Annotated in this window: 9 protein-coding genes, 3 tRNA genes and 1 pseudogene; 6 read left to right on the forward strand and 7 right to left on the reverse strand. The window is 73.1% G+C overall.

Annotation, left to right across the window (positions count from 1 at the left end; all coding sequences use genetic code 11):
• The first annotated feature begins 20 nt into the window (after positions 1-20).
• Positions 21-1,212 (forward strand): annotated as a pseudogene (locus ACTYVM_RS27945) (RNA polymerase sigma factor).
• A gap of 76 nt (positions 1,213-1,288) precedes the next feature.
• Here the strand turns inward: ACTYVM_RS27945 and ACTYVM_RS27950 are convergent.
• The 4 genes from ACTYVM_RS27950 to ACTYVM_RS27965 form a co-directional block, all read right to left on the reverse strand.
• Positions 1,289-3,217 carry an ABC transporter ATP-binding protein gene (locus tag ACTYVM_RS27950; RefSeq protein WP_445528610.1) on the reverse strand — a complete coding sequence of 643 codons (1,929 nt, stop codon included), beginning with the start codon at positions 3,215-3,217 and terminating at the stop codon, positions 1,289-1,291.
• Positions 3,217-4,950: an ABC transporter ATP-binding protein gene (locus ACTYVM_RS27955; protein WP_445528611.1), complete on the reverse strand. Its 1,734-nt coding sequence runs from the start codon at positions 4,948-4,950 to the stop codon at positions 3,217-3,219. Before ACTYVM_RS27955 ends, ACTYVM_RS27950 begins: the two co-directional genes overlap by 1 nt.
• Before the next feature lie 279 nt (positions 4,951-5,229).
• A complete protein-coding gene (locus ACTYVM_RS27960) occupies positions 5,230-6,684 on the reverse strand; it encodes an FGGY family carbohydrate kinase (protein ID WP_400025379.1) in 1,455 nt (484 codons plus the stop codon).
• Positions 6,685-6,731: 47 nt separating this feature from the next.
• The gene (locus ACTYVM_RS27965) at positions 6,732-7,034 is read right to left on the reverse strand and encodes a YtxH domain-containing protein (RefSeq protein ID WP_445528612.1); all 303 of its coding nucleotides are present in this window, start codon (positions 7,032-7,034) and stop codon (positions 6,732-6,734) included.
• Between the two features lie 146 nt (positions 7,035-7,180).
• Between ACTYVM_RS27965 and ACTYVM_RS27970 the strand changes: the two genes are divergently transcribed.
• From ACTYVM_RS27970 to ACTYVM_RS27980, 3 genes are all read left to right on the forward strand, one after another.
• Positions 7,181-7,253 (forward strand) — tRNA-Asn (locus tag ACTYVM_RS27970).
• A 5-nt stretch (positions 7,254-7,258) separates the two neighbouring features.
• Positions 7,259-7,331 (forward strand) — tRNA-Asn (locus tag ACTYVM_RS27975).
• A gap of 188 nt (positions 7,332-7,519) precedes the next feature.
• Positions 7,520-7,596: transfer RNA gene (locus tag ACTYVM_RS27980), tRNA-Ile, on the forward strand.
• A 149-nt stretch (positions 7,597-7,745) separates the two neighbouring features.
• On the opposite strand, the gene ACTYVM_RS27985 is transcribed toward ACTYVM_RS27980, so the two are convergent.
• Together ACTYVM_RS27985 and ACTYVM_RS27990 are read right to left on the reverse strand one after the other, a co-directional pair.
• Positions 7,746-7,907, reverse strand: coding sequence for a hypothetical protein (locus ACTYVM_RS27985; RefSeq protein WP_172632976.1), 162 nt, complete (start codon positions 7,905-7,907; stop codon positions 7,746-7,748).
• A 913-nt stretch (positions 7,908-8,820) separates the two neighbouring features.
• Positions 8,821-9,861: a rod shape-determining protein gene (locus ACTYVM_RS27990; RefSeq protein WP_445528613.1), complete on the reverse strand. Its 1,041-nt coding sequence runs from the start codon at positions 9,859-9,861 to the stop codon at positions 8,821-8,823.
• A gap of 353 nt (positions 9,862-10,214) precedes the next feature.
• On the opposite strand from ACTYVM_RS27990, the gene ACTYVM_RS27995 reads away from it, so the two are divergent.
• On the forward strand, positions 10,215-13,904 hold the full coding sequence (locus ACTYVM_RS27995) for a S8 family serine peptidase (protein ID WP_445528614.1): 3,690 nt from the start codon (positions 10,215-10,217) through the stop codon (positions 13,902-13,904).
• A 30-nt stretch (positions 13,905-13,934) separates the two neighbouring features.
• On the opposite strand, the gene ACTYVM_RS28000 is transcribed toward ACTYVM_RS27995, so the two are convergent.
• Positions 13,935-15,380, reverse strand: coding sequence for an acyl-CoA synthetase (locus ACTYVM_RS28000; protein WP_445528615.1), 1,446 nt, complete (start codon positions 15,378-15,380; stop codon positions 13,935-13,937).
• A gap of 167 nt (positions 15,381-15,547) precedes the next feature.
• Between ACTYVM_RS28000 and ACTYVM_RS28005 the strand changes: the two genes are divergently transcribed.
• Entirely contained in the window at positions 15,548-16,417 is an 870-nt protein-coding gene (locus ACTYVM_RS28005) for an ATP-grasp domain-containing protein (RefSeq protein WP_445528616.1), read from the forward strand.
• The last annotated feature ends 8 nt before the right edge of the window (positions 16,418-16,425 follow it).

Below are 16,425 nucleotides of genomic sequence, written 5' to 3' on the forward strand. Positions count from 1 at the left end.
GTACCCCACACTGGGTCCGGTTGCCTGAGTCCCCGGAGCGCGGCCGCTCCGTCCCCCACGGGTCCCCCCTTCCTGCGGCTGTGCTCCTCGCGTACGGGACGGACGCCGGCGAGACCGCCGACTCCGCCCCCTCTCGTACCGCTGCCGCACGCCTCAGCAGCGATCATCCTGGAGGTCGCCCCCGTGCAGACCCAGACCCTCACCCAGACCGACGTCGCCACCGGCCACCCCGAGGCGGAGGCGGAGGCGGAGGCGCCGCCCGAGCTGCCCGAGCCGGTTCCCGCCCGCGCCGAGAGCGGCGGTCCCTCCTCCGACCTGTTCCGCCAGTACCTGCGGGAGATCGGCCGGATCCCGCTGCTCACCGCCGCCGAGGAGGTCGAACTGGCCCGGCGCGTGGAGGCCGGCCTGTTCGCGGAGGAGAAGCTGGCCGGCACCCCTGACCTGGACAGCCGGCTCGCCCTGGACCTGGACCGGATCGTCGTCCTGGGCCGGATGGCCAAGCGTCGGCTCATCGAGGCCAACCTGCGGCTCGTGGTGTCCGTGGCGAAGCGGTACGTCGGCCGGGGGCTCACCATGCTCGACCTGGTGCAGGAGGGCAACCTTGGGCTCATCCGGGCCGTGGAGAAGTTCGACTACGCCCGCGGCTACAAGTTCTCCACCTACGCCACCTGGTGGATCCGCCAGGCCATGTCCCGCGCCCTGGCCGACCAGGCCCGCACCATCCGGGTGCCCGTGCACGTCGTCGAACTCATCAACCGGGTCGTACGGGTGCAGCGGCGGATGCTCCAGGAGCGGGGCCACGAGCCGGCCCCCGAGGAGGTCGCCGCCCACCTCGACCTGCCGCCCGAACGGGTGAGCGAGGTCCTGCGGCTCGCCCAGGAGCCCGTCTCCCTGCACGCCCCGGTCGGCGAGGAGGACGAAGTCGCCCTCGGCGACCTGATCGAGGACGGCGACGCCGCCTCGCCCGTGGAGTCGGCGGCGTTCCTGCTGCTGCGCGAGCACCTGGAGGCGGTGCTGTCCACGCTGGGGGAGCGCGAGCGCAAGGTCGTGCAACTGCGGTACGGGCTCGTCGACGGGCGTCCGCGCACGCTGGAGGAGATCGGCCGCATCTTCGGCGTGACGCGGGAGCGGATCCGCCAGATCGAGTCCAAGACCCTCGGCAAGCTGCGCGACCACGCCTTCGCCGACCAGCTCCGCGGCTACCTGGACTGACCCGGGGCCCGTCCGCCGGACAGGCCCCGGGGGCCGCTCACCCCGGGCGAGCGGCCCCCGGCACGAGCACCGCGGGTCAGTCGACCTCGGCGACCGCCTGCGCGAACTGCGCCTTGTACAGGCGCGCGTACGCCCCGTCGGCCTCCAGCAGCTCGTCGTGGGCACCCTGCTCGACGATGGAGCCGTTCTCCATGACGAGGATCGTGTCCGCGTCCCGGATCGTGGAGAGCCGGTGCGCGATGACGAACGACGTCCTGCCGTGCTGGAGTTTGGCCATCGCCTTCTGGATCAGCACCTCGGTACGGGTGTCGACCGAGCTGGTCGCCTCGTCCAGGACCAGGATCACCGGGTCGGACAGGAACGCCCGCGCGATGGTGATGAGCTGCTTCTCACCGGCGCTCACCCCGGAGCCCTCGTCGTCGATCACGGTGTCGTAGCCGTCGGGCAGCGTACGGACGAACCGGTCGGCGTGCGCGGCCCGCGCCGCCTCCTCGATCTCGCCGCGGGTGACCTCGCGGGAGGCACCGTAGGCGATGTTCTCCGCGATGGTGCCGCCGAACAGCCAGGTGTCCTGGAGCACCATGCCGATCCCGGACCGCAGTTCGTCACGCGACATCTTCGCGATGTCGATGCCGTCGAGCGTGATGCGCCCGCCGGTGACGTCGTAGAACCGCATGAGCAGGTTGACCAGCGTGGTCTTGCCCGCGCCGGTCGGGCCGACGATCGCGACCTTGTGGCCCGGCTCCACCGTCAGCGACAGGTCCTCGATGAGCGGCTTGTCGGGGTCGTAGCGGAACGACACGTGCTCCAGCGCGACCTGCCCGCGCAGTTCCTCGGGCCGCACGCCCGGCACCGGGTCCGCCGTCTGCTCCTCGGCGTCCAGCAGTTCGAAGACGCGCTCGGCCGAGGCGACGCCGGACTGCACCAGGTTCGCCATCGACGCCACCTGGGTCAGCGGCATCGAGAACTGCCGCGAGTACTGGATGAAGGCCTGCACGTCACCGATGGACAGCGTGCCCGACGCGACCCTGAGACCGCCGACGACGGCCACCAGCACGTAGTTGATGTTCGAGACGAACATCATCAGCGGCTGCATGACGCCGCTGTTGAACTGCGCCTTGAACCCGGCCTCGTACAGCGCGTCGTTCTGCTCGGCGAACTGCTTCGCCGACTCCTCCTGCCGCCCGAACACCTTCACCAGGGTGTGCCCGGTGTACATCTCCTCGATGTGCACGTTGAGCTGGCCCGTCGAGCGCCACTGCTGCACGAAGTGCGGCTGCGACCGCTTGCCCACGCGGGTGGCGACGACGAACGACAGCGGCACGGTCACCAGCGCGACCAGCGCGAGGATCCAGGAGACGTAGAACATCATGACGAGCACGCCGATGATGGTCAGCAGCGAGTTGATCAGCTGGCCCATCGACTGGTTCAGGGTCTGCCCGATGTTGTCGATGTCGTTGGTGGCGCGGGAGAGCACCTCGCCGCGCTGGCGCTTGTCGAAGTACGACAGCGGCAGCCGCGACAGCTTCGTCTGCACGTCCTCGCGCATCCGGAACATGGTCCGGTTCACCGACCGGTTCACCAGCCGGGTCGCCACCGCCATCAGCAGGCCGGCCACCAGGAACGTGCTCAGCGCGAACAGCAGGACCTCGCCGACGGCACCGAAGTCGATGCCCTTGCCGGGGGTGAAGTCGGTGCTCTTCAGCATGTCGGCGACCGAGCCCTCGCCGCGCTCCCGCATGGAGGCGAGGACCTCGTCCTTGGTCGCACCGGACGGCATCTGCCGGCCGACGATCCCCCCGAAGACCAGGTCGGTGGCCCTGCCGAGGATCTTCGGTCCGATCACGCTCAGCGTGACGCTCACGACCACGCACAGCACCAGGGCGGCGACGGTGACCCGTTCGGGCTTGAACTGGGCGATGAGCCGTTTGCTCGACTCCTTGAAGTTCAGCGAGCGGTTGTCGGGCCCGGATCCGCCCATCATCCGCCCCATCGGCCCGGCCATCAGGCAGCCTCCGCTTCCGTCAGCTGGGAGAGCACGATCTCCCGGTAGGTCTCGTTGTCCGCCATCAGCTCGTGGTGGCGGCCGGTGCCGACGACCCGTCCCTCGTCCAGGACGACGATCCGGTCGGCGTCGCGGATGGTCGACACGCGCTGGGCGACGATGACGACGGTCGCCTCGGCGGTCTCCCGCCCCAGCGCCGCCCGCAGGGCCGCGTCGGTGGCGTAGTCGAGGGCCGAGAAGGAGTCGTCGAAGAGGTAGATCTCCGGGCGCTGCACCAGGGTGCGGGCGATGGCCAGGCGCTGGCGCTGGCCGCCGGAGACGTTGGTGCCGCCCTGGGCGATCGGCGCGTCCAGGCCGCCCTCCAGCCCGCCGACGAAGCCCTTGGCCTGCGCCACCTCCAGCGCGTGCCACAGCTCCTCGTCGGTGGCGTCCGGGTTGCCGTAGCGCAGGTTGGTCGCGACCGTGCCCGCGAACAGGTACGGCTTCTGCGGCACCAGGCCGACCGTCCTCGCGAGCAGGTCCGGGTCCACGGTGCGTACGTCCACGCCGTCGACGAGGACCTCCCCGTCGGTCGCGTCGAACAGCCGGGGCACCAGGCCGAGCAGGGTGGACTTGCCGCTGCCGGTCGAGCCGATGACGGCGGTCACCTCGCCGGGGCGGGCGATCACGTCGATGGCCCGCAGGACGGGCTCCTCGGCTCCCGGATAGCGGAAGCCGGCGCCGCGGATCTCCAGGTGGCCGTGGCGGCGCAGCTCGGTCACGGGCGCGACGGGCGGCACGACGCTGGACTCGGTGTCCAGGACCTCCTGGATGCGCTCGGCGCACACCTCCGCGCGCGGCACCATCATGAACATGAAGGTGGCCATCATCACGGACATCACGATCTGCATCAGATAGGCCAGGAACGCGGTCAGGTCGCCGATCTGCATCCCGCCGCTGTCGATGCGGTGGGCGCCGAACCACACCACGGCGATGGACGACAGGTTCACCACCGTCATCACCATCGGGAACATCAGCGCGAGCAGCCGGCCGGTGGCCAGCTGCATCTCGGTCAGGTCCCCGTTGGCCCCGCGGAAGCGGCCCTTCTCGTACTCGTCGCGGACGAAGGCGCGGATCACGCGGTTGCCGGTGATCTGCTCGCGCAGCACCCGGTTCACCGTGTCCAGACGCTTCTGCATGGACCGGAACAGCGGACGCAGCCGGCGCACGATCAGGGTCACGCAGATGCCGAGCACGGGGACGACGGCGACCAGCACCGCGGACAGCGGCACGTCCAGGCCGAGGGCCAGGACGACACCGCCCACACACATGATGGGCGCCGACACCATCAGGGTGAACGTCATCAGGGCCAGCATCTGGATCTGCTGCACGTCGTTCGTCGTCCGCGTGATGAGGGAGGGCGCGCCGAAGCCGCCGACCTCGCGGGCCGAGAAGGACTGCACACGGTCGAACACGGCCGCGCGCACGTCCCGGCCGAGCGCCGAGGCGGTGCGGGCGCCGTAGTAGACGGCACCGATGTTGCACACGACCTGCACCATGGAGATGCCGATCATCACGGCGCCGAACGTCAGGATGTAACCGGTGTCACCCTTCACCACACCGTTGTCGATGATGTGGGCGTTCAGCGTCGGCAGGTAGAGCGTGGCGCAGGTCTGCAGGAACTGCAGCAGCACCAGGAGGGCTATGGGTTTCTTGTAGGGCCTGAGATAGGTCCGCAGAAGTCGTAGGAGCACGCTGGGTCTCTCGGAGTCGGCGGTGGGGGCGGTCGATGTCCCCTGGCACCTATCGTCGAACACTCCACCCGCGTTACCTCAACCGATTAATCCGACTGCGGGCCAACGGTGGGGGCCCGGTCGGCCCCTGACCCCGCGTCGTCCGATTCACCCCACGAGGGAACCGTTATGTCCCAAACACCCCCGTAAGGGTGGCTGTTATGGGTGATGCATGCAACCGGTATGTCCCATAAGTCCGAAAATCCCTGTGGGGTGGAAGGGCTGAGGGAGGGGCGGTCGTCACCCCCCGAAGGCCCCGGGGTGAACCTGCTCACGTACCGACACGTACTGCTGGCGCACCGCCTGGCCCACTGCCAGGTCCTCGCCGGGCTCCAGGATCTGGGCCACCGCGCCCTGCCAGGCCGGCGGGGTGCGCGGGTCGAGGGTGCCCTGGGAGGCGCCGAGCGCCCAGGCGGCCTGCCGGGCGGCGCCGAGCGCGGCGTAGTCGGCCGGCTGCGGTACGACGACCTGCGCGCCGAACACCGCCGGAGCGACGGCCTGCACGGCGGGCAGCTCGGCGGCGGGGCCGAGCAGGAAGACGCGGCGCACCTCCACGCCCCGGCCGCGCAGCACGTCCAGCGCGTCCGCGAGCCCGCACAGCATGCCCTCGAACGCGGCCCGCGCCACATGCTCCGGCTTCATCGACTCGCGCCGCAGCCCGGCGAGCATCCCGGCGGTGTGCGGCAGGCTGGGTGTCCGCTCGCCCTCCAGGTAGGGCAGCAGCACGAGTCCGTGCGAGCCCGGTGTCGACTTCATCGCCAGGTCCGACAGGTCCTCCAGACCGGGCGCGCCCAGCAGTTCGGCGGTGCCGCGCAGTGCCCGCACCGCGTTCAGCGTGGTCACGACCGGCAGGTGCATGCCGGTGGCGTCGGCGAGCGAGGTGATCATCCCCGTCTGGTCGACGAGCGCCTCGGGGTGAACGGCCATCACCGAACCGGAGGCGCCCAGAGAGACGACCGCGTCGCCCAGGCCCAGCCCCAGTCCGAGGGCGGCGGCCATGGTCTCCCCGGTCCCGGCCGAGATCAGCAGCCCCTCCGGGGTGGTGCCGGCCGCCTCGGCGGGACCGATCACCTCGGGCAGCACGACCTGCCGGCCGAGTGCCAGCTCGACCAGGTCGGGCCGGTAGGCGCCGCTGGCGGCGGACCAGTAGCCGGTGCCGGAGGCGCCGCCGCGGTCGGTGGTGCGGCGCGGCGGCCGGCCCAGCAGCTGCCACACCAGCCAGTCGTGGGCCTGGAGCAGGAGCGCGGTGCGCTGGGCGGCCTCCGGCTCGTTCTTGGCGAACCAGCGCAGCTTGGTCACCGGCAGCGGGGCCTGCGGCACGCAGCCGACCGCCTGCGCCCAGGCCTCGCGGCCGCCGAGCGCGTCGATCAGGTCGGCCGCGGCGACCTGCGCCCGCCGGTCGCCGCCGACCAGCGCGGGCCGCACCGTGGCGCCCTGGGCGTCGATCGGGATCAGCGCGTTCTGCTGCGCGGAGACGCCGATCGCCTGCACGCCCTCCAGGAGCCCACCGCCGGCGGCCTCCCCGAGGGACAGCAGCCAGGCCTGCGGATCGACGTCGGCGGAGCGTCCGCCCCCCTCCGGGGTCTCCACCGGATGCGGCGCATATCCCTGCCTGAGTACGGACCCCGTGTCCGCGTCACAAACGACGATACGAGTGAAATCGGGCGAACTGTCCAGCCCGGCGACTATCCCCATGGCCGAAATTCTGCCGTACCGCCGGGCTTGCCCGGGCCGCGGGCGCCTCACGTGTTGCTGGTGCCCCAGTCGTCCTCGCCGCTGCCGTTGGCGTGGGCCCGCAGGGTGCGCACCCGCTGGGCGACCGCCTCGGGAATGCGGTCGCCGACCTTCCCGCTGACCGTGTGGTACGCCTTGTCGGCGAACTGCCGGCCCTGCTGCGCCGCGGTCTCGGCGGTGTTGCGTACGGCGGGGTTCTCGGCGATCCGGAGGGCGGACCTCTTCAGCTGCTCGTAGCGCTCACGCCCGGCCCTGGTGCCCAGTACGTAACCCACGGCGATCCCTGCGATGAACGTGAGCCGGTAACGCATGGCGGCCACCCTTCCCTTGCCTCGAGGTCACAGCAGGCGGGAACCGATTGGCGGAGCACCCCCCTGCTTGCGCTAATGTATGTGTCGCAGCGAGCAAGCGCCCCCCGGCGGATACCCGGGTAGGTGCGTTCGATGCAACGAGGCATTCCTCCGTAGCTCAATTGGCAGAGCAGCCGGCTGTTAACCGGCAGGTTACTGGTTCGAGTCCAGTCGGGGGAGCTCGGTCCTCCGTAGCTCAATTGGCAGAGCAGCCGGCTGTTAACCGGCAGGTTACTGGTTCGAGTCCAGTCGGGGGAGCAGCTGAACGAGGACCCTCCGGGGTCCTTTTTCATGCCCGGTTTCATGCCCCCGGGGAACCGCCGCGTCGGCGACGCGGTCCTCAAGGTCATGAACGGCCGCGGAAGACGACCATCCGAAGCAGGAGATCGTATGAGCGGCTATGCTGCGGCAGACGGCGCGCACACTTGTACGCGACACGCCGCAACGGGGCGGTAGCTCAGCCGGTTAGAGCAGCGGACTCATAATCCGTCGGCCGTGGGTTCGAGTCCCACCCGCCCCACCAGGCGCTACTCGCGCAGAGTCGATGTGACCAGCGGTGTCGCCGGTCGTTCCCAGCAAGTGTGCGGCCCCCGGAAATGGATCCGGGGGCCATCGGCGCGTGTTGGCCCGTTTTGCACTCGGCCGGAGCAACGGCTCGCGCGGACGGGCCACTCAGGAACGGTCGTCGGCGGGGTCGGCGGTCTCCGGCAGATCGTCGCGGTCGCCCTCGGCCTGGGAAGGGGTCGGGTACGGCGTGTCCGGCGGTCCTGCGGCGCGCTGCGTGTCCTCGTCGTCGCGTTCGCCCTCGGCCTGGGAAGGGGTGTGCTCTCTCATGATGGTGACTCCCGCGCAGTGATGACTCCTGCGGACGGGGCCGGTCCTCGTCCGCCCACCGGGTACCCCGGCAGCCGGGCCCGTCACCGCGCGTCTTGGCGGTGATCGCGGCGGCCATCGTGCGCGGCGGCTCGGTGTCGGACCGCTGGGAGGCGTCCCGGAGGATGCCTCAGGGCGCGGCGCGGCGCGGCGTCTGGAGCCACGGAGCACCGGCTGGCGCTCCCAGCGACTGTCCGCTCCCCGCACGCCTGCACGCGCCCGGGAACGGGCCTTCCCGGGCGTACGGGGGGAGGGGCACGGGAGCGGTCCGGCCCGCCGCGGTCGTCCCGCGTCGCGCGTCCGCGCCCGGTGTCCGTGTCCGGTGGGTCGGGCTGGGGCGGGCGTGACTCGAACGCGGCCTGCCAGGGTCGCGAGGTCACCGTCCTGTGCCTGTGTTTGTACGACGCCCTCCGCCTCGACGAGCGGGCCCTCGCCGACGCCCAGCCGGCCGCCCCGCGGTCGTCCCCGCCGGTGCCACCGGGCCCCGGGGGGAGTGCCGCCCACCCCCCTCGGGCAGGTCGTCGCCCGCTGCGACGAGCCGCTGACGCACGGGTGCCGGACGCGCTGTCGCTCTCGTACGCGACGCGCACGCCGTGCAGGTCCGGCGCGTCGCCGTCGCCGAGCTGACCGCCAACAGAGCCGTGCACGGAGGGGGTTGGGGCGAGCTGAAGGGCCGCCTGAGCGATTCGCCGGCCGGCCGTCGGCCGCCCGCCTCGCGATCAGCGTGGCGGACGCGGTCTGCTGCCGGTCAGCCTTGTCGCCGGCCTGGTCCGGGCGCATTCGGACGCGCTCGGGCGCGGCGGGCGCCACCGTCCGCTGCCGGTTCGCCGGCCTACCGCCACCAGGGGCCCGGCACCCCGGGCGGTCAACACACCTACGCCCCCAGCGGGTTCAGCGCCAGCGGCTCGATCTCGCCCTCCAGCATCGCGCCCAGCCCCTGGATCGCGCACACGTCGGGGCGTTCGGCGATGTGCACCGGCATGCCGGTCGCCTCGCGGAGCATCTGGTCCAGGCCCGGCAGCAGCGCGGAACCGCCGACCATCATGATCCCGCGGTCGGCGAGGTCGGCCACCAGATCGGGCGGGCACTCGCGCAGCACCTTGTAGATGCCGTCCAGCACGGCGGTCAGCGGCGTCTGGATGGCCTCCCGCACGGCGGCGGTGTCGATCCGCACGGACCGGGCCAGTCCGGTGGCCACGTCCCGCCCGTGGACCTCGGTGGACACCGGACCGGACGGGGTGATCCCGTTCCCCGACAGGGCGATCTGGAGCGGCCGCAGGGACTGGCTGGGCAGTGTCAACGCGTGTGTGTGGCGCAGGTGTTGCACGATGGCCTGGTCGACGGCCTCCCCGCCGACGGGAATGCGCTCGGCGGTGACGATCGAGCCGAGCGAGAGGACGGCCACCTGGGTGGCCGCGGCCCCGCACACCATGATCATGGTGGCCTCGGCCCGCTCCACGGGCAGCCCGCAGCCGACGGCGGCGGCGATGAGCGTGTCGACGAGTTCCACCCGGCGCGCGCCGAGCCCGACGAGCGTCTCGATCGTGGCCCGTTGGGCGAGCGGATCCGCGTCGTGCGGGGTGCAGGCGGCGGCCCGCAGCCGGGCCGCCTTGCGGCGCAGGGTGCGGCGCATCCCGTCGCCGAGCAGATGGCGCAGCATGCGCTGCGCCATCTCGATGTCGACGACCGTGCCGCCGGAGACCGGGCGGACGACCCGGATGTAGGCGGGGGTACGGCCCGTCATCCGCTCCGCGAACTCGCCGACCGCGATCAGGGCTCCGTTGCGGGTGTTCACGGCCGCGACCGAGGGCTGGTCGACGACGAGCCCCGGGCCCTTGACGTAGACACGGGTCCGGGCCGCTCCCAGGTCGACGGCGAAGTGGCAGCGGCGCAACTGCTCCAGACTGGCGGACATGACGGAGCCTCCTGAGAGCGCGGACCGTGGCGGCCGCCGGGCGGCGGCCTCCCTGGCATCGTGCTGGGGTGGCCCGGCGGGCGCCTGTTCAAGGGGGCCGGGCGGGGCGCCGCTGGACGGGTGGAACCCGGCGCACCGCGCCTGACGGGTGAGACACGCGGCCGGGCGGACGGCTCCCGCCACCGACCGGGCCGGGACCTGATCCACTGGCGGGAACCCGCCTGGCGCGAACTCGTTGGCCTCTTCCAACTCCCCTGCCACAGAAGGCTTCTGCCACTCTCTCTTCGCGGCGCCGAGGACGCGGCACCGAGGACGCGGCACCGCGGCTGTGCGGCGCGGAGAGGAGAGGCACGATGCGCGCAGGACCTCCCGGACGGAGAGCGGCCCTTGTGTCGGCCGGGCTCGTGATCGCCCTGCTGCCGGCGGGACCGGCGGCGGCGCGGCAGCCGGCGCAGCCCCCCGGCCCCCCGTCGGCGTCCCCGGGCGGCACCCGCACCGTCACCCTCGTCACCGGCGACAAGGTCACCGTCACCGACCTCGGCGGCGGGAGGAGGACCGTCGCGGTGAGCCGGCCGCAGGGCGCCACGGGCGCCGTGCGCACGCAGATGGCGGACGGCGCCCTGACCGTCGTACCGGACGAGGCCCTGCCGTATCTGCGGGCGGGCCGCCTGGACCGGCGGCTGTTCGACGTGGACACGTTGTTGCGGCAGGGCCTTGCGGACTCCCGCACCGGCGAGCTGCCGCTGATCGTGACCTACGGCAAGGGCATCCCGGTGGCGGCACCGCGCGGGACGGAGCGGACACGGAGTCTCGCCAGTGTGCGCGGCGCCGCGGTCGAGGCCGCCAAGGGGCGGGTGTTCTGGCGGGAGTTCACCGGCCGGGGCGCCCTGTCCGGTGGCGTCGACAAGGTGTGGCTCGACGGGCGGGTCACCGCCGACATGGCCGTGAGCAACGCGCAGATCGGCACCGGCGAGGCCTGGGCGTCCGGTCTGACCGGCAAGGGCGTCACCGTGGCCGTCCTCGACACCGGCGTCGACACGTCCCACCCCGACCTCGCCGGACGGGTCGCCGTCACCAGGAACTTCGTCGACGGCGAGGACGGCACCGACCGCAACGGCCACGGCACCCATGTGGCATCCACCCTCGGCGGCAGCGGCGCGGCCTCCGGCGGCGAGGAGAAGGGGGTCGCCCCGGACGCCGTCCTCGCCGTCGGCAAAGTGCTCGGCGACCAGGGGACCGGCAGCGAGTCGCAGATCATCGCCGGCATGGAGTGGGCCGCGCGGGACGTGCGCGCGCGGATCGTCTCCATGAGCCTCGGCTCCAGCGAGCCCAGCGACGGCACCGATCCCATGGCGCAGGCCGTCGACACGCTCTCCGCGGAGACCGGCGCCCTCTTCGTGGTCGCCGCGGGCAACACCGGCGCCCCCTCCTCCCTCGACTCGCCCGGTGCCGCCGACGCCGCCCTCACCGTCGGCGCGGTCGACCCGTCCGACCGGGCCGCCTACTTCACCAGCGCCGGACCCCGCAGCGGCGACAACGCCCTCAAACCCGACCTCGCGGCACCCGGCGTCGACATCCTCGCCGCCCGCTCCCAGCTCGCCCCCGGCAGCGGCGCGTACACCTCCATGAGCGGCACGTCCATGGCGACGCCCCATGTCGCCGGTGCCGCCGCGCTGCTCGCCCAGGAGCATCCGGACTGGAGCGGGGCCCGGATCAAGGACGCGCTGATGTCGACGTCGAAGCAGCTCGACGAGTCCGCCTACGTGCTGGGGGCGGGCCGGGTGAGCGTCCCGGACGCCGTGCACGCGTGGATCACCGCCACCGGAAGCGCCGACCTCGGGTTCCACCGCTGGCCCTACGGCACGGACAAGCCGGTGACCAGGACGCTCACCTACGCCAACTCCTCCGACACCGACGTCGCGTTGACTCTCTCCGTCCAGGGCGCCCCGGACGGCGTCGCCACGCTCGCCGACTCCACGCTCACCGTGCCCGCGCACGGTACCGCCGCCACCACCGTGACCTCGGACGCCGCCAGGGCGCCGGTGGGCCCGACCAGCGGGCGGATCGTGGCCTCCGCGGCCGGCACCCCGGTCGCGCACACCGCGTTCGGGCTGGTCAAGGAGGGCGAGCGGTACACGCTCACCGTGCATGTCAAGGACCGCGACGGCGCCCCCGTGCCCGCCGACCTCACCGTGCGGCGGCTCGCCGCGGGCGCCGACCCCACCCCCGCGCACGTCGGCGACTCGGGCACCCTGAGCCTGCGGCTTGAGCCGGGCACGTACAGCCTGACCTCCTTCCTCGACGTACGCGGCGCCCACGGGGCCGACTCCCTCGGACTCGGCTTCCTCGCGGCGCCCGAGATCACGCTGGACCGGGACCGCGAGGTCACCCTGGACGGGCGCCGGCTGCGGGAGATCAGGGCCGAGACCGGACGGCGGACGGAGGTCCGGCAACTGCTCATGGAGTACGACCGGGCGGCGGACGGCTCCGACCTGTTCGACGCCGTCCAGGTGCCCGTCGGCTACGACAGCGTCTTCGCCGGGCCGACCGAGCCGGTCACGCGGGGCACCTTCGAGTACCGGACCGTGTGGCGGCTGGCCAAGCCGCTGCTGGAGGTCGAGGGGGTCGCCGAGGCGCTCGTCCAGCCCGGCGGCACGCTGATCGAGGGCCGCAGCAGGCTGCCGCTCGTCGACGTCGGCGACGGGGACTTCACCGGCAAGGACGTACGCGGCCGGGCGGTCCTGGCCCGGCTCACCGACTCCGTCGAACCGGCCGCGCTGGCCCAGGCGGCCCAGGACGCGGGCGCGAAGGCCCTGTTCGTGACGGACGACGCGCCCGGCCGGCTGAGCGCCTGGTGGGGCACCGACGACAACGCCGACCGCCCCCTCCAGATCGCCACGGTCGACGCGGCCGACGCGGCACGGCTGCGGGCGGCGGGTCGCGTCGACATGACGGGCACGCGGAACACCCCGTACGTCTACGACCTCGCGCAGAGCCATCGCGGAGCGATCCCCGACACGGAGCTGACGTACGTGCCCGGCCCTCGCCAACTGGCCGCGGTGCGCACCCGGTTCCACGCCGTGCGGCCGACCGGAGGCAGCGAGTTCCGGTACGCGGTCACCGACACCTTCCCCGTCGGCATCGGCTTCCAGGAGCGGATCGACCTCCCGGCGGAGCGCACCGACTACGTTTCCACCGGGCCCGGCCTGCGCTGGCAGGAGTCGGTGACCGTCGGCGACGGCACGCTGGAGCAGCGCGGCGGCCCGGTCCGCTACGAGGGCGGAACGCGCCCCGCGCTCGACTGGTTCAAGCCGGTCTGGCACCCCTGGCTCGGCACCGGCCTCGACTGGGGCCAGCAACGGGCGGGCGACCGGCTCCAGTTCAACGTGCCCGGCTGGGGCGACTCCGGGCCCGACCACACCGGCTTCGGGGACGTGTGGAGCACGGACAGCGGCATGTCCCAGACGACCGCCGTCCACCTGGACGGGCAGGTGGCCGGCCGGGGCGCGGGCGCCACCGCGTACGTCGCGGACGCGCCCGCGGCCGAGCACACGTACCGGCTCGTCACGGACACCGCGCTGGACCCCGGTAGATGGCGGCTCGCCACGCGGGGGCACGCCGAGTGGACGTTCCGCTCGTCGGCCACCCCCGAGGACCACTGGACCACCCTGCCCCTGATCAACCTCGCCTTCGACGTCGGCACCGACCTCGCGGGCGACGTGCGGGGCGGCGCACGGGTGCCGGTCGGCGTGCGCGCGCGGTACGTGGCGGGCGCGACCGGCACCGGGACCGTCCGCGACGGCGGCCTGGAGGTGTCCTACGACGAGGGCGCGACCTGGCGGCCGGTCCCGCTGACCGGCGGGCGCGGCTCCTGGCGCGGCACCCTGTCGGTGCCGCGCGGCGCCGCCTTCGTCTCCCTGCGGGCCACCGCGCGCGACGACCGGGGCGGTTCGGTACGCCAGGAGGTCGTCCGGGCGGTGGGGGTCCGGGCAGCGGGGTCCGGGGCAGTGGGGGGCGGGCAGGAGGGCCGTCCCCCGGCCTGATCGGGCCGGGGGACGGCGGGCGTTCGCCGTTCAGCCCTGTGTCAGCGCCCGCTTCATGATCTTCCCCATGTCGTTGCGGGGCAGGGCGTCGAGGAGCCGGACGACCCGGGGCCGCTTGTGCGGGGCCAGCCGCCGGGCCACGTGGTCGGACAGCTCCTCGGCGCCCGGCGGGGACTGCGGATCGGCCGGGACGATCCAGGCGACGATCCGCTCACCGAGGTCGGCGTCCGGCTCCCCGGTGACGGCGGCCTCGCGGACCCCCGGGTGTTCCAGGAGCGCGTTCTCGATCTCACCCGCGCCGATCTTGTAACCGCCGCTCTTGATCAGGTCGGTGGCCTTGCGGCCGACGATGCGGACCTGGCCGTCGGGGTCGCGCACCGCCATGTCGCCGGTGCGGAAGAAGCCGTCGGCGGTGAACGCGGCGGCCGTCGCGTCGGGCCGGTTGAGGTACTCCGTGAACAGGTTCGGCCCGCGCACCTGGATCTCGCCGACCGTCTCCCCGTCGTACGCGGTGATCTCCGTACCGTCCTCCTCCACGAGCCGCAGCTCGACGCCCGGCAGCGGCACCCCGACCGTCCCGGCGCGGGCCTCGCCGTCGGCCCGCGCACTGGTGTTCATCAGCGTTTCGGTCATGCCGTACCGCTCGATCACCCGCCGTCCGGTCGCGGCCGTGATCCGCTCGTGGTCGTGCACGGGCAGCGCGGCCGACCCGGAGACCAGCAGCCGTGCCCCGCCGAGGGCCTTCGCCAGCTCCGGGTCGCCGGGCAGCGCCTCCGCGATCCGGTGGTACATGGTCGGGACCCCGAACAGCATGGTCGCCCCGCCGTTCAGCTCGCGCGCCACGCCGTCGGTCGTGAACCGCCCCAGGTGCCGTACCGTCCCGCCGCGCCGCAGCGGCCCGAGGACGCCCAGCACCAGCCCGTGCACGTGGAACAGCGGCAGCCCGTGCACCAGCACGTCGTCACCCGTCCACTGCCAGGCGTCGGCCAGCGCGTCCAGGGTGGCGGCGAGCGCCCGGCGGGGGAGGACGGCGCCCTTGGGCGGGCCGGTGGTGCCGGAGGTGTAGACGACGAGCGCCGGGTCGCCGTCGCCGGCCCGGTCCTCGGGCACCTGCCCCGCCTCCCGCACCTCTACATCCACCCGCTCCAACCCCGCGAGCGCGTCGGGCAGTTCGTCGCCGGGCGCGGCGAGCACCACGGGCGGCGCGCTGTCGGCCAGGATGTGCCCGAGCTCCTTCTCGCCCGACCTCGGGTTGAGCGGCACGGCGGCCGCCCCGGCCAGCAGCGTGCCCACGACCCCCACGGCCGTTTCCAGCCCCTCCGTCGCCCACACCGCGACGCGGGCCCTGCCGCGCACCCGGGCGGCGACGGCCCCGGCGGCCGCCGCGAGTTCCGCGTAGGTCGACGAACGGTTGGCGAACCGCAGCGCGAGCCGCTCACCGGGATCCTTCGTCAGGGCGGGGAAGAGGGAGGACACGTGGGGACTCCTTGCGACGCTCGTACGAACCGACCGACCGGCCCGGGCCGGTGACTTCGTTCCTACACCAGGGGCGACCGTACGTGCCGGGGCGGAAGGTTGTTAGCCTGCGAGGCCCGTCACTGTTCGAAGCGTCGTACGACGATGTCCGAAGAGGGAGTCCATCCGTGCCCCGCGTCGCGCTCGTCACCTGCCGGCCCGCGCCCGGTATCAGCGACGACCGGGACCTGCCGGTGCTGGTCGAGGCGCTGGAGTCGGCCGGGGCCGAGGCACGGGCCGTGGCCTGGGACGATCCCGGGGTCGACTGGGCCCGGTTCGATCTCGCCGTGATCCGGTCGACCTGGGACTACAGCTGGCGGGTCGGGGAGTTCACGGAGTGGGCCGACCGGTGCGCGAAGGCCACACGGCTGGCCAATCCCGCCGAGGTCGTGCGGTGGAACGTCGACAAGCGGTACCTCGGGCAGCTCGGGGCGGCCGGTGTGCCCGTGGTGCCGACCCGGTACCTGGCTCCCGGGGACCCGGCCGACCTGCCCGACGACCACGAGTACGTGATCAAGCCGGCGTCCGGGGCCGGGGCGCGCTTCGCCGCCCGGTACACGCCCGACGAGCGTGACACCGCCGTACGGCAGCTCGCGCGGATGCACGCCGAAGGGCTCACGGCCCTGGTGCAGCCGTACATGCGGCGCATAGACGCCGGTGGGGAGCGGGCGCTCCAGTTCTTCGGCGGACGTCTGCTGCACGCCGGCCGCAAGGGTGCCGTCCTCGCCCCCGGCGTCGCCTACGACGCACGCAAGCTCGCCCACCCGGGCATCGCGCCCTGGACCCCGACCCCGGCCGAACTCTCCGTCGCCGAGCGTGCGCTGGCCGCCGTGCCCGGCGCTCCCGAGCTGCTCTGCGCCCGGGTCGACCTGGTGGACGGGGAGGACGGCGAACCCCGCCTCATGGAGCTGGAGCTGGTGGAGCCGAACCTGTTCCTGTGGCTGCATCCGGAGTCGGTGGGGGCGGTGACGGAGGCGATCCTCGCCGCGGCGGGCTGAGCCGCTGC

This window comes from Streptomyces cyslabdanicus, from assembly GCF_052663305.1.

Bases quoted from the DNA above. Each gene is read 5' to 3' on its own strand.
- ACTYVM_RS27950 (WP_445528610.1), bottom strand. From the start codon at position 3,217: ATGGCCGGGCCGATGGGGCGGATGATGGGCGGATCCGGGCCCGACAAC.
- ACTYVM_RS27960 (WP_400025379.1), bottom strand. From the start codon at position 6,684: ATGGGGATAGTCGCCGGGCTGGACAGTTCGCCCGATTTCACTCGTATC.
- ACTYVM_RS27965 (WP_445528612.1), bottom strand. From the start codon at position 7,034: ATGCGTTACCGGCTCACGTTCATCGCAGGGATCGCCGTGGGTTACGTA.
- ACTYVM_RS27985 (WP_172632976.1), bottom strand. From the start codon at position 7,907: ATGAGAGAGCACACCCCTTCCCAGGCCGAGGGCGAACGCGACGACGAG.
- ACTYVM_RS27990 (WP_445528613.1), bottom strand. From the start codon at position 9,861: ATGTCCGCCAGTCTGGAGCAGTTGCGCCGCTGCCACTTCGCCGTCGAC.
- ACTYVM_RS27995 (WP_445528614.1), top strand. From the start codon at position 10,215: ATGCGCGCAGGACCTCCCGGACGGAGAGCGGCCCTTGTGTCGGCCGGG.